Here is a 13714-nt window from a genome sequence, read left to right on the forward strand (position 1 = left end):
CCGCCTGGGGGCGGCCCGGGAGCGGGAGGGCGAGGGCGCCGCGGCAGCGGGTCCGGAAGTGGAGGAGGAGGTCGCGGCCGGCGACCGGGCGGTCGGTGGGCGGGGCGGGGGTGAAGACGGCGGTCGCCCCGCGGGCCAGCTGCTCGTGGCCGAGGGCGGTGAGGTGTTCGAGGAGGTCTTCGGCGGTGCGGGCGCCGTCGGCGCTGGCCCGGGCGCAGAGGATCAGCTGGTCGGCCCGGTCGACGGCGGCGAGCTGGACCTCGGCCGGGGCGTCGGTGGTGTCGGCGAGGACGACCGGGTAGTGGCCGCGGGCCTCGTCGAGGGCCTCCCGCACGGCGGCCGGGTCGGGTCGTACGGATCGCAGCACGAGCCGGCCGCCGGTACGGCACTCGCTCCCGGCGGGCCCGGCGGTGGACAGGACGAGCACCGGGTCGGCCCGGTGCTCGGCGAGCAGGGCGCCGAGGACGGCGGCGGCCCCCTCGGCGGGGCCGCCCAGGACGGCGATCCGGTGGCAGGCCCGCAGCGGCACCCGGACGCGTTCGACCAGGCGCCGCCGCCGTGCCTCCCCGCCGCCGGGCAGGACGAGCCGCAGGGCGCGCGGGAGGTCCGTGCCGGGGCGTTGTGCGGGCGGCTCGGGCAGCGGTCCGGGTGCCGCGCCGGTGTCGGTGTGCCGGGCCGGCGGCTCCGCCGGCGGGACGGCCGAGGGCGCCGCCGAGGGGGGTTCGGCGGTCTGGGCGCGGGTGAACAGCTGGCGTTCGGCGGGCGGGATGAGGACGGTGCCGAGCGGGTCGAGCGGGCGCCGGGGCAGCAGGGCGACCGGCTCGGGCCAGGCGGCGGGCGAGTAGTCGGGTGCGGCCGGGGTGGTGCTGCCCGCGCCCGCGGTGCCGTCGGAGAAAGCCATCGGATGACCTCCCGGTCCAGGGTGCGCCGGACCGGTGCCTCCGGTCCGGCCGGCCCGTACAGCCGGGAGTACGGCTGAAGGCGCCGCTCCGGTTCACTGAACCGCCCTCGGTGGGGGGCCCGTTGAGCGGGGCAGGGTGCACGGAGCACCCTGGTCGCATCGGGAGGTCCGCATCGGAAAACCCTCCGCCCCACCGGCTACCGATCGGTACCGTCATCCGGTGGCACCCGGCGCCTGCCGAGTGCCACCGAGTCGGAAGGAGCGTGAGTCCCGTGAACGGGACGGGGGAGGGACGCGGCATGGCCGCGGACGGGCCGGAGGCGCGGGAGTTCGTCGCGGCCCTGGTGCGGGCCGGGGCGCCGAGCGCGGACGGGCCGGCCGCGCTGGCGGTGCCCGAGGCGGAGGCGGAGGAGGTGATCGCGGTCGCCCGGAGGATGGCGCTGCGCGTGGTGCCGGAGGGCCGGTGGTGGCCGCGGCCCGCGACGGCGCTGCTGGACATGGCGACGGCGCTGGTGGTGGACGAGCACCCGTCGGCCCCGCAGTGGTCGGCGGCGGAGCGGCAGCGGCTGACGGGCTGGGTCGCGGTGCTGATCGAGCACCGGGGCGAGGACGGGGTGCAGGAGCTGCTCCGGGCGCTCGGCGGGGGCTGACACCGCCGGGCCCGGGGCGGTGGGGGCGCCGTCCGGGCGGTGGCGCGGGCGCCGCGGCTCACGGCCGCTAACGACCGGCCAACAGTCGTCGGCGCCCGCCAACGGTGGCACCCGGGACCGGTCCGAGTGCCCCGGGCGGGGGCGTTGGTGCTGCCTTGGTGCGGACTTGGCGGCCTCCGGCAGTGTGCTGTTGCAGCCACCGCCGGGGGATGTCCGGTCGCTGCCCAGCACGCCCTGCCCGTGCTGCGCCCCTGCCCGACCTGAGAGGTAGCGCGTGTCGAAGCCGTCCGTCGCCCAGCCCACGTCCGTCACCCCGTCGTCCGAGGGTCCGGCGGACGCGCCGGAAGGCGTCACCGCCCCGGCCCGTCCGACGCTCGACCCGGACACGCTCGCCGAGATCCACCGGCTGCACGGCGGCTACCTGCTGCGCGCGCTGCTGCGGGCCACGGGCGGGGACCGCGGCAAGGCCGAGGACATCCTCCAGGAGACCCTGCTGCGCGCCTGGCAGCACCCGGAGGCGCTGTCCGCCGGGCCGGAGGCGAGCCGGCCCTGGCTGTTCACGGTGGCCCGCCGGATCGCGATCGACCACTACCGGATGGCCGCCGCCCGCGCCAAGGAGGTGATCGGCGAGCCGATGGAGGACCGGCCGGTCGCCGACGACCCCTACGAGCGGGTGGTGGTGGCCCGGGACATCGCGCTGGCGCTGCGCCGGGTGCAGAAGCACCACCGCGAGGTGCTGGTCGAGCTGCACCTCAAGGACCGCTCGGTGCTGGAGGCCTCGGCCCGGCTGGGGGTGCCGCCGGGGACGGTCAAGTCCCGCAACTTCTACGCGATCCGGGCGCTGCGCCCGGTGCTGGCGGCGGAGCACGGGTACGCCCCGACGGAGCGCGGGGCCGCCTCGGCCGCGGGCTGACCGGGCCGCCGTCCCGTCGGGCGGCACGGGCCCGCCGGCCTCCGCCCGGGTCAGTCGTCCGCCGGCCGCCGCCCGGGTCAGTCGTCCGCCGGCCGCCGCCCGGTACGGAGCTTGAGCGACGCCTCCAGGCCGGTGGTGAACCCGCTCCGGTAGCCCGCGCGCCGGTCGTGCGAGCGGAAGCGCTCCAGCGCCGAGCGCAGCCTGGCACCCACCTCCGGTTCCCGGCCCCGGGCCGACAGGTGGGCGGCGTAGGACTGTTCGGCCACGGCGTGCAGGTACAGCAGGCCGGCCTCCTCGCACGCGGCGAGCAGCCGGTGCCAGGCGAGGTCGGCGGCGACGTCGCGGACGGTCGGCGGGAGGGCCTGCGCCTCGGTCAGCAGCGACCAGAGGTGGACCTGGGTGACGGGCGTGGCCGGCAGCAGCTCCCGGGCCTCGCGGGACCGGCGCTGGGCGCCCTCCCGGTCCCCGACGGCCAGGCTCACCCAGCCCTGGTGCACCTTGGCGTCGACCAGCCGCCGGCGGTCGCCGGACTCCAGCGCGAGCGCGGTGGCGCCGGCCGCCAGCCGTTCGGCCTCGGCGCCGTTGCCGAGCATCGCGGTGACCATGGCCAGCGTGGCGAGCGCCCGGACGTGCGCGGACACGGCCGCGGGCCCGGTCCCGGACTCGGCGGCGGCCACCGCCCGCCGGGCCGCCTCCGCGCACTCCTGCCGGCGTTCCAGCGCGACCAGGGCCTGCGCCCGGCAGTTGAGCAGCAGGGCGAGCGCGACCGGGTCGCCGCACCGTTCGGCCGCCGCCTGCCCGAGCCGGGCGCAGGCGAGCCAGTCGGTGAAGCGGCCGGCGCCGTAGTAGAGCGAGCCGCAGGTCAGCGCGATCCGCCAGGCGCGGGCCGGGTCGGTGTCGGGGGAGGCGACCAGCGCGGAGAGCGCCGGCTCCTCGGCGTCGAACCAGTCGAGCGCGGTGCGGATGTCGACGGCGGCCGGCAGGGACTGCGCCGGGCCGGCGGGCGGGGCGGTGTCCTCCTGTCCGGGGTCGAGGAAGGAGCCGCAGTGCCGCAGGGCCGTGAGGTAGTGGTCGGCCAGGCGTTCGCGCAGCAGCCGCCGGTGCCGCTCGGGCCGTTCGGCGAGCAGCCCGGCGCCGTAGCGCCGGACCAGGTCGGTGCGGACGTGGCGCCCGGGGGCGGTGCCGGTGAGCAGGTGGTGGGAGGTCAGCTCGCCGAGCGCCCGGTGGGCGGTGGCGGTGTCGCTGCCGAGCAGCGCGGCGCTCGCCGAAGGGTCCAGCTCGCGGCCGGGGTGGGCGGCCTGGACGGTCAGCAGTTCGGCCGCGGGTTCGGAGAGCCGGCGGTGGGTCAGCCGGAGCCGGCCCGCGACGGAGAGCGTGCCGTCGGCGTCCAGGGCGGCCAGCCCGGTCCGCTCGTCGGCGAGTTCGGCGACCAGCTCGGCGATCGTCCAGTCCGGCCGGGCGGCCAGCCGGGCGGCGGCGATCCGCAGGGCGAGCGGCAGACGGTCGCAGAGCCCGGCGAGCCGGGCGGCGGCCTCCGGCTCGGCGCGCAGCCGCTCGGGCGTCAGCGCGCGCTCCAGCAGGTCCAGGGCGTCGTCCTCGGGCAGTGCGGCCAGGCGCAGCAGGGTCGCTCCCTCCAGGGCGACCAGGCCCTCCAGCGCGCCCCGGCCGGTGACCACGGCGGTGCCGGCCGGGCCCGCGGGCAGCAGGTCGGCGACCTGGTCGGCGTCGGCGGCGTCGTCCAGCAGCACCAGCAGCCGCCGGCCAGCGGTGCGTTCGCGGTAGAGCGCCGCCCGGGCGGCGCGCCCGGCGGGGATGCCGTCCCGCGGCACGCCGAGCGCGCGCAGGAAGCCGGCCAGGACGGCCTCGGGCCGGGCCGGGCCGTCCGGGGCGAGGCCGTGCAGCTCGGCGTGGAGCAGGCCGTCCGGGAAGCGGTCGGCGACCCGGTGCGCCCAGGCGGTGACCAGCGCGCTCTTGCCCACCCCGGCCGGGCCGACCACCAGCACCGGGCCGTCCCCGGTCCGGCCGCCCCCGTCGGGGCCCGGCCCGCAGGCCCGGTCGAGACGGGCCAGGTCGCCGGCGCGGCCGACGAAGTCCGGGTGGCGACGCGGCAGTTGGCGCGGAACCAGCGGGACCGGCGGGACCGGCGGGGCCTGCGGCGCCGGCTCGGCGGCCGGGGGAGCGGCGGCCGGCGGCTCCACCGTGCGGTCGTCGGCCAGCACTTCGGCGAGCGCCGCCCGCAGCGCCGGGCCGGGGTGGATGCCCAGCTCCTCGGCGAGCCGCATCCGGGCCCGGTGGTAGGCGGTCAGCGCCTCGGCGGGCCGGCCCGCCTGGTGCAGGCAGCGCATCAGCAGCGCCACCAGTTCCTCGCGCAGCCCGTCCATCCGGACGCCCTGCTCCAGCAGCGGCACGGCCGACGCCCCGGCGCCCTGGCCCAGCCGCAGCCCGGCCCAGCGGAGCAGGGCGGCGGTGCGGGACTGCCGCAGCCGGTCCACCGCGGCGGAGCGCAGCGGGGTGTCGGGCAGGTCGGCCAGCGCCTCGCCGCGCCACAGCCGCAGCGCCCCCTCCAGCAGCGCGACCGCCGTGGCGCAGTCGCCGTGGCCGGCCTGCCGGTCGGCGGCGCCGGTGAGTTCCTCGAAGCGCAGCGCGTCCACCTCGTCGGCCGGCCCGGCCAGCAGGTAGCCGGAGTCCCGGGTGTGCAGCTCGAACGGGGTGCCGGCGAGCACCTTGCGCAGCGCGGCGACGTGGCCCTGCACGGCCGCCCGCGCGCTCGGCGGCGGCTGCTCGTCCCACAGCAGCTCGCACAGCTGGTCCACGGTGACCAGGTGCCCCAGCCGCAGCGCCAGCAGCGCCAGCACGGCCCGCCGCTGCGCGCCCGCCACGCTCGTGAAGCCGCCTGCCCCGATCCGCAACTCCACCGGCCCGAGCAGCCGAATCCGCACCAGTACCCCCACTTCACCGCAGAACCGCGCATCACGTCCCGAAGCGGCCATCGGCCCTCGGGGTGGAGCAGTGTAGTGCGAGAAGATGTCCGGTCATGTCGGTCGGTTGTCCCTGCCCCCGGTTGACGCGTCGGGAGCGGCGGATGGTTGCGCCGGCGGGGGATCGGGCCGGAACGCCGTGTCGTACCCCTCGGTCCGGCCGGGGCGCCGTGTCGTACCCGCGCGGTACGGTGCCCGAGGACGGCCCCGGACCGGCGCGAAGGGCCTGACCGGCCCTATCCTCGGTCGGGCCGGGGAGTCGAGGACGGGGGAGGGGAACGGGCGCGTGCACATCGATCTGCTCGGACCGGTGGTGGTGCGGCGGGAGGACGGGACGGCGGTGACGCCCTCGGCGCCCAAGCGCCGGGCGCTGCTGAGCGCGCTCGCCGTGCGGCTGAACCGGACGGTGGCCACCGAGGAGCTGATCGAGCTGGTCTGGGAGGGCTGCGCGCCGCCCACCGCGCGGGCCGCCCTGCAGGGCCATGTCGCGGCGCTGCGCCAGCTGCTGGACGGCCCCGGACTGGAACTCGACACCCGCGGCTCCGGCTACCTGCTGGCCGGTGAGCCCGACCGGATCGACGTGCTGCGCTTCGCCCGGTTCTGCGAGCAGGCGGGCGTGCTGCTCCCCGAGCCCGCCGGCCCGCCGCGGGGCGCCGCGCCGGACCGGGCACTGCCCCTGCTGCGCGCCGCGCTGGACCTCTGGCGCGGTCCGGCGCTCGCCGACTGCGGCTCCGCCCTGCTGCGCGAGCGGACCCTCCCGTACCTGACCGACCTGCGGCTGCGCGCCCTGGAGCTCCTGGCCGACGGCCTGCTCCGGGCCGGCCGGGGCGGCGAGCTGGCCGCCGAACTCGACGAGGCCGCCGACGGCCACCCCGCCCGGCAGCCGCTGGCCGCCCGGCTGGTGCGCTGCCTGGAGCAGGACGGGCGGAGCGCCGAGGCGCGGGAGCGCTACGAGCGGGCGGTGGCCCGGCTCAGCTGGCCGCCCGGCCCCGAACTGCGCCGGGCCGGCGAGCTGGCCGGCGCCCGGCCCGCCGCCGACCGCCGGTTCGTCGGCCGGAGCGTCGAACTCGCCCGGCTGGACCAGGTGTTGCCCGCCGCGCGGGACGGCCGGCCGATCCTGGTCACCGGGCCCGCGGGGGTCGGCAAGACCAGCCTGGTCCGGCAGTGGACGGCCCGGCGCGGCGACGCCTACTTCCCGGACGGCGTCCTCCGCGCCGAACTGCGCGGCTTCGACCCGGACGGGGCGCGCGAACCCGGCGAGGTGCTCGGGGAGCTCCTCACCGCCCTCGGCGTCGACCCGGACGCGCTGCCCGCCGAACCCGAGGACCGCGCCCGCCACTACCGCGAACTGATCGGCGGCCGGCGGATGCTGGTCGTCCTGGACGACGCCGCCTCCTACGAGCAGCTCGCCCCGCTGCTGCCCGACCCGCCGGCCACCGACAGCGAACCCGCCCCGGTCGCGATCGTCACCAGCCGCAGCCGGCTGCGCCACCTGCTGGTCCGTACCGGCGGCATACCGGTGCCGCTCGGCGCGCTCGGCGCCGACGAGGCCGCCGACCTGCTCGCCCGCATCCTCGGCCCGGACCGCACGGCCGGAGAGCCGGAGGCCGTCGCCGAACTCGCCGAGCGCTGCGACCACCTGCCGCTCGCGCTGCGCCTGGCCGCCGCCCGCCTCGCCGCCCGGCCCGACTGGTCCGCGGCCGACCTCGCCGCCGAACTCGCCGACGAGCAGACCGGCCTGGCCGCGCTCTCCGGCGCCGGCGCCGGCACCGACCGCGGCCCGCTCGGCCTCACCACGGCGCTGGACCGCACGTACCGCGCGCTGGCCCCGGACGCCGCCCGGCTGTTCACCCTGCTCGGCCTGCACCCCGGCGCGGAGATCGGCACCGACACCGCCGCCGCCCTCGCCGACCTCCCGCCCGCGACCGCCCGCACCCTGCTGACCCGGCTCGACGCCGTGCACCTGCTGGAGGAGACCAGCCCCGGCCGGTACGCCCGGCGCGAGCTGGTCCGCCGCCACGCCGCCGCGCAGGCCGCCGAACTCGCCTGCGACGAGCGGTACCTGGCCCTCGACCGGCTGATCGCCCACTACCTGGACGTCACCGCGGACTGGGCGGGCGAGGGGGCGGAGGCCGGGGGCAGCGGGTCGGCGGCGGCCTGGTTCCGCCGCGAGGAGAGCGCCCTGCGCGCCGTCGTGCTCTGCGCCGAGCAGAAGGGACGGCCCACCGCGGCCTGGCGACTCGCCCACCGGGTCGGCCGGTTGTACGAGACCACCGGCCACGACCGGACGCACTGGCGGGCCGTGGTCGAGGCCGGAATGCGCGCCGCGCACGCGGACCGGGACGAGGCGGCGGTCGCCCGGCTCGGCACCGACCTCGCCGTCCTGCACGTCGACCGCGGGGCCCACCGCACCGCCGCCGACCAGCTGGAGCGGGCGGTCGACGCCGCCGACCGGGCCGGCGACGCGGCGCTGCGCCACCACTGCCGCAGCCGGGTGGCGGCCGCGCTGCTGCGGACCGGCCGGTACGAGCGGGCGGTGCCCATGCTCGGCGACCTGGTGGCCGCCGCCCGCACCCCGGCCACCGACCACCTGCTGGTCCGCGCGCTCACCGACCTCGCCGACGCGCTCGTCCTGGCCGGCGACCCCGGGCCCGCCCTGCGCCACGCCGACGAGGCGGTGCGCGCCGCCACCGCCCGCTCCGGCGGCGCCGAGGCCGTCCTCGCCACCCACAGCCGGGCCCGCGCCCTGCACGCGCTCGGCCGCCGGGACGCCGCGCTCTCCTCGGCCCGGCTCGCCGTCGCCCTCGGCCGCACCGTCGGAGACCCGGCGCTCGAAGCCCGCTCCCACGGCCTGCTCGCCGACCTGCTGGACGCCCTCGGCCGCACCGTCGAGGGCGCGGAGGCGAGACGCCTGGTGTAGGGCCGTCGCCCGCCGGGCCCTGCCCCGGCCGCCCCGGCGGCGGGAAACCGCCGCCGGAGACCGGCCGTCCGTGGCGGAAAACCGCTGATCGGCCGGCGGAACCACAGGCGGAACTATCAGCGGTCCGCTCCCGCGCAACCGCCCCCGCCTGCGTCGCCCCGTCCGCACGCATCCCTCCTGACCTGGGCGGATATCCTGAGGGAGGGGCGACTGGGAGGAATCCGTCCGCCCGGGCATACTTCTGCCTGGAACGAACCGCCGGAGGCGACTCCAGGCAGAAGTGCGGAACTGCGCAGGACCGAGTGAGTGGGGGCGGGGCATGGCGGCCGGGGGCGGTACGGACACGGACGCGAACGGGTTCAGCTGTCTGCTGGCGGGGCACCGGGTGGCCGCGGGTCTGACCCAGGAGGAGCTCGCCGCGGCCGCCGGGGTCAGCCTGCGCGCCCTCGGGGACATGGAGCGCGGTCGCACCCGCGGCCCGCAGCGGCGCACCGTGCGGGCCCTGGCCGAGGCGCTCGGGCTGGACGGCGTGCAGGCGGAGGCGCTGGACCGGGCCGCGCAGTCCGGACGCCCGCGCGGGGTGCGGCCGGGCTCGGCGCCCGCCGGGGGCCGCGCCCGGCCCCTCCGGTCGGCCGCGCACGAGGCCGCCGCCCGTACGGACGCGCCGCGCGCCGCGGCCCCGGCGGTGCCCGCCGCCGGGACCGGCCAGAGCGCCCTCGCGCTGCCCCGCGACATCGCCGACTTCACCGCCCGCGAGGACGCCCTCGCCCTGCTGGCCCGGCTGGCCGAGGACGAGCGGCCGGCCCACCCGCGCGTGGTGCTGGTCAGCGGCCAGCCCGGCCTCGGCAAGACCTCCTTCGCCCTGCACGCCGCCCACGTCCTGGCCCCGCGCTTCCCGGACGGCCAGCTCTCGCTGGACCTCGGCGGCATGTCCTCGCAGCCGCTGCCCGCCCGGGACGCGCTCGGCCAGGTGCTGCGCGCCCTGGGCGTGGCCGATGCCGCGGTGCCCGCCGGGACGGAGGAGCGGGCCGGCCTCTACCGGGCGCTGGTGCGCGAGCGGCGGCTCGTCCTGGTGCTGGACAACGCCGCCGACGAGGGCCAGGTGCGTCCGCTGCTGCCCGGCTCCGGCCCGGCCGTGACCATCGTGACCAGCCGCAACGTGCTGCCCGGCCTGGAGTCGGTGCACCGGCTGAGCCTGGACGTGCTCTCCCCGGCGGAAGCGGCCGGGCTGCTGGCCCGGATCGCCGGCCGCGAGCGGATCGAGGCCGCGCCCGACGCCACCGCCGAGCTGGCCAGGCTCTGCGGCTACCTGCCGCTCGCGCTGCGGATCGCCGGGCAGCGCCTGGTCGCCCGCCCGCAGCAGCCGGTCGCCCACCTGGTGCGCCAGCTCACCGCCGAGGAGAACCGGCTGGACCTGCTGGAGACCGGCGACCTGGCCGTCCGCCCGGCCTTCGAGCTGTCCTACCGGCGACTGCCCGCCGAGTCCCAACTGGTCCTGCGCCGCTGCGCGCTGACCGCCGGGCAGGACTTCACCGCGGAGATCGCCGCGGCCTACGCGGGCCTGTCGGCGGCCCGCACCGAGCTGGTGCTGGAGCAGCTCGTCGACGCCGGGCTGATGCAGGCGGCCACCCCGGACCGCTACCGCCTGCACGACCTGGTGCGGCTCTACGCGGGCGAGCGGCTGACCGCCGACGAGACGGGCCAGGAGCTGGCCGAGGCCCGCACCCGGGCCGGCCGCTGGATCCTCGGCCGGGCGGCCGAGTACGGACTGCGGTTCGACCCCGACCACGCCACGGACGCGGCCGGCACCGGCGGCGGCGCGCCCCCGCACCTCACCGAGGCGGCCGCCTGGCTGGAGTACGAGCACCCCGAGTGGCTGGCCGCCCTGCACCAGGCGCAACTGGCCGGCCGCTACCGGGAGGTGGTGGACACCGCCGAGGCGATGCACTGGTTCTCCGACCGGCTGCTGAGCTGGGGCATCTGGGCGGAGGTGTTCCAGCTCTCGGCGGACGCCGCCCGCGCGACCGGGGACCAGCGGGTGGAGGCGGTGCACGTCAACTACCTGGCCTGGACGTACATCACCTGCCTGCACCGCTACCAGCGCGGCATCGAACTGGCCACCGAGGGGCTGGAGCTGGCCCTCGCGGTGGGCGACCGGGAGCAGCAGGGCTGGGCGCTCACCTACCTCGCCTCGGGCCTGCGCCACCTCCAGCGGCACCGGGAGGCGACCGACGCCTTCCAGCGGGCGGCGGACGCCTTCGCCGAGCTCGCCAGCCGCTCGGCGATGATCGGCCGGCTGGTCACCCTGCGGGGCGCCGCCAACTGCCTGCGGGAGTCCGGCCGGGCGGAGGAGGCGGTGGATTCGCGCCGGCGGGCCCTGGCCGGGGCGCTGGAGCTGGTGGAGCGCTGGTCCTCGCCGCTGATGCACCTGCTGGCGGCCATGACCGCGCACGAACTCGGCCTGGACCGCGCGGCGTTGAGGCGCTGGCCGGCCGCCGAGAAGGCCTACCGGCAGGCCCTGGTGCACTTCGAGGCGGTGGGCCGCCCGGACAGCATGACCAAGACGCTGACCGAACTGGGCACCGCGCTGATCGAGCAGGGCCGCGCCGAGGAGGCCCGCGAGCTGCTGACCGAGGCGCTCACCGACCTGAGCGCGGAGGGCCCCCGCGCGGCGGGCGCCCGGCACTGACCGGTTCTCCCGAGGCGCCCGGCCGGTGGTTGCCCGGAGCCGGTCGGCCGCACCCGGAAACGCCCCGGCCCGCCTCCGGTCCCAACGGAAGCGGGCGGGCGCGCGGGTCGGAGCGGCCGGTCGGACCTGTGGGACCGGTGGGACCGGTGGGACCGGTCAGATCCGGGTGTCCTCCACCACCGGCAGCGGGTCGACCGGGGCCGAGGCCGGTGCGGAGGCGGGTGCGAAGGCCGTCCGCGGGGCGACGGTGGGCTGCTTGCCGCAGAAGGCTGGCTCCAGGGTGTTCATCAGACCCTGGGTCACCGAGCCGTTGTTGGAGGCGTTGGCGAAGACCACCACGCTGCGCCGACCGTCCGGGGTGGTGAAGGACTGGCTGTTGAAGCCCTGCACGATGCCGCCGTGCCCGTACACGTCCCCGCAGGAGAGCGAGATGCGGCGCAGGCCCAGGCCGTAGGAGATCTTCGCGGTGGGCGTGGGCAGGGCGGCGGTCATCTGCTGGAGCGAGGCGGTCGAGACGAGCCCGCCGTCGTCGCCGGCCGTCAGCGCGGTGAGGAAGCGGTCGAGGTCCTCGGCGGTGGAGATGACGGCCCCGGCGGCCCAGACCCAGGAACCGTTCTGCTCGGTGGAGTTCAGCAGCGGCTTGGTGCGGTCGTCGTTGGTGAGGTAGCCGGTGACGTGGGCGCCGCGGATCGCCTGGTCGGGCACCACGAAGGAGGTCCTGCGCAGGCCGAGCGGCTGGATGATCCGCTCGTTCAGCACCTCCGGGAAGGGCTGGCCGGTGAGGTGCTCGACCGCCAGGCCCATCAGCACGAAGTCGGTGTTGGAGTAGGAGTAGCGGGTGCCGGGGGTGTACTGCAGGCCGTGCTTGACCGACATCGCGACCAGCTCGCGCGGGTCGTAGACCGTGCTGCGGATGCGGGCCTCGAAGGCGCTGGTGGTCTCCTCGCCGGCCTGCTCCAGCAGGTCGTTGGTGTGGTCGAAGATCCCGGCCCGGTGCTCCAGCACCTGGCGGCCCGTCATGGTCCAGCCCTCCGGGAGGGTGCCCGCGGGCAGGTAGTCGCGCAGCGGCCGGTCGAGGTCGATCCGGCCCTCCTGCGCCAGCTGCATCACGAGAACGGCGGTGAACATCTTGCTGTTGCTGCCGACCCGGAACCTCCACGAGGAGTTCATCGGGGTCCCGTCCAGGTCGGCCAGGCCGACGTTCACCGAGCGGGTCCGGTCGCCGCCGTCGTGGTCGCGGATCACCGCGAAGGCGCCCGGGGCGCCGGCCGAGACGGTGGCCTGGAGGGCGGCGCGCACACCGGCGAGGTCGGGGGCGGTCGCGGCGGTGGTGTCCTGGCCGGCGGCCGCGGCGGGCAGGGCACCGGTCGCCACCAGGACGGCGCCGGCGGCGGCCACCGCGAGCGGGCGCAGAAGGCTGGTCTTCGCCATGTTCCTCGGTTCTCTCGTGAGCTGACGCGGCGTCGGACCGCGTCGTTCGAAGATCACTATCACCGGCCCGGGCGGTCCGTGGCAATGTGAACCGGTTCGCCCGCATTTCGCGTTGTCGATGCGGCGGTCGGCGGCCGCACCGTTCGTTTCCCGCGCCGGGGCCAAGGTTTCACCTGCCGTCGTCTACCCGCGTCGAACTCCGCGCCCGATGCTGTTCGGGCGCTTTGCGCCCGGTCGTACCCGGGCGCCGCACCCCGGACGCCGCACACCGGCGGCAGGCACCTCCCGTCCCGAGCCCGGCTCGCCGGGCCGTCTTCCACCCGAGGAATTGTCATGACTTCGTCCACGAAGGCCCTGAGCGCCCGCTCCCGCCGCACCGCGACCGCGATCGGCTCCGCCGTCGCCCTGCTCGCCGCCTCCGCCGGCCTCTGGGCGGCCACCGCCACCACCGCCCAGGCCGCCGCGCTGCCCACGCCCGACCACATCGTCGTCGTGGTGATGGAGAACCACGCCTACACCCAGGTCATCGGCAGCAGCAGCGCCCCGTACATCAACAACACCCTGAAGGCGGGCGGGGCCAACCTCACCCAGTCCTTCGGCATCACCCACCCGAGCGAGCCGAACTACTACGCGCTGTTCTCCGGCTCCACCCAGGGCACCGTCGACGACAGCTGTGTGACGGTCGGCGGCTTCCAGGCCGCCAACCTCGCCTCCGAGGTGATCGCCGCCGGCAAGACCTGGGGCAGCTACAACGAGTCCCTGCCCAGCCAGGGCAGCACCGTGTGCAGCAGCGGCAGCTACGCCCAGAAGCACAACCCCTGGTTCGGCTTCGGCAACGTCCCGCTGGGCTCCGCCAAGACCTTCGCCCAGTTCCCGACCGACTACAGCACCCTGCCGAACGTCTCCTTCGTGGTGCCGAACCTCTGCAGCGACATGCACGACTGCTCGGTCGGCACCGGCGACACCTGGATCAAGAACAACCTGGGCGCGTACGCCACCTGGGCGCAGACCCACAACAGCCTGCTGGTCGTCACCTTCGACGAGGACAACAAGCTGTCCGGCAACCGGATCCCGACCGTGATCTACGGCGCCCACGTGACGCCCGGCAGCAGCAGCGCCACCACCTACAACCACTACAACGTGCTGCGCACCCTGGAGGACCTGGCCGGTGCCTCCGGCCACGCGGGCAACGCGGCCTCCGCCGCGGACATCACCGGCATCTGGAACTGAAC

General features: G+C 77.4%; 7 protein-coding genes and 1 pseudogene. 5 read left to right on the forward strand and 3 right to left on the reverse strand.

All coding sequences use genetic code 11. The features are described from left to right. A pseudogene (locus ACFVHV_RS25640) lies at positions 1-901 on the reverse strand (hypothetical protein); the annotation flags it as partial. 272 nt (positions 902-1173) lie between these two features. On the opposite strand from ACFVHV_RS25640, the gene ACFVHV_RS25645 reads away from it, so the two are divergent. Then, positions 1174-1551, forward strand: a complete 378-nt coding sequence (locus tag ACFVHV_RS25645; protein ID WP_359899413.1) for a hypothetical protein — start codon at positions 1174-1176, stop codon at positions 1549-1551. Between the two features lie 274 nt (positions 1552-1825). Then, positions 1826-2464: a sigma-70 family RNA polymerase sigma factor gene (locus ACFVHV_RS25650; protein ID WP_359899411.1), complete on the forward strand. Its 639-nt coding sequence runs from the start codon at positions 1826-1828 to the stop codon at positions 2462-2464. Between the two features lie 77 nt (positions 2465-2541). Here ACFVHV_RS25650 and ACFVHV_RS25655 read toward each other — a convergent pair whose 3' ends face one another. Further along, a complete protein-coding gene (locus ACFVHV_RS25655) occupies positions 2542-5403 on the reverse strand; it encodes a BTAD domain-containing putative transcriptional regulator (protein ID WP_380353760.1) in 2862 nt (953 codons plus the stop codon). A gap of 325 nt (positions 5404-5728) precedes the next feature. Here ACFVHV_RS25655 and ACFVHV_RS25660 point away from each other — a divergent pair, with 325 nt between their 5' ends. Further along, on the forward strand, positions 5729-8362 hold the full coding sequence (locus tag ACFVHV_RS25660) for a BTAD domain-containing putative transcriptional regulator (protein ID WP_380353763.1): 2634 nt from the start codon (positions 5729-5731) through the stop codon (positions 8360-8362). A gap of 319 nt (positions 8363-8681) precedes the next feature. Then, positions 8682-11051, forward strand: coding sequence for a tetratricopeptide repeat protein (locus ACFVHV_RS25665; protein WP_359899405.1), 2370 nt, complete (start codon positions 8682-8684; stop codon positions 11049-11051). Positions 11052-11207: 156 nt separating this feature from the next. Here ACFVHV_RS25665 and ACFVHV_RS25670 read toward each other — a convergent pair whose 3' ends face one another. Beyond that, a complete protein-coding gene (locus ACFVHV_RS25670) occupies positions 11208-12482 on the reverse strand; it encodes a serine hydrolase domain-containing protein (protein ID WP_380353766.1) in 1275 nt (424 codons plus the stop codon). Between the two features lie 333 nt (positions 12483-12815). Here ACFVHV_RS25670 and ACFVHV_RS25675 point away from each other — a divergent pair, with 333 nt between their 5' ends. Further along, the gene (locus tag ACFVHV_RS25675) at positions 12816-13712 is read left to right on the forward strand and encodes an alkaline phosphatase family protein (RefSeq protein WP_380353769.1); all 897 of its coding nucleotides are present in this window, start codon (positions 12816-12818) and stop codon (positions 13710-13712) included. The last annotated feature ends 2 nt before the right edge of the window (positions 13713-13714 follow it).

It is taken from the genome of Kitasatospora sp. NPDC127116 (assembly GCF_042677365.1).
GTDB lineage: Bacteria > Actinomycetota > Actinomycetes > Streptomycetales > Streptomycetaceae > Kitasatospora > Kitasatospora lactacystinica.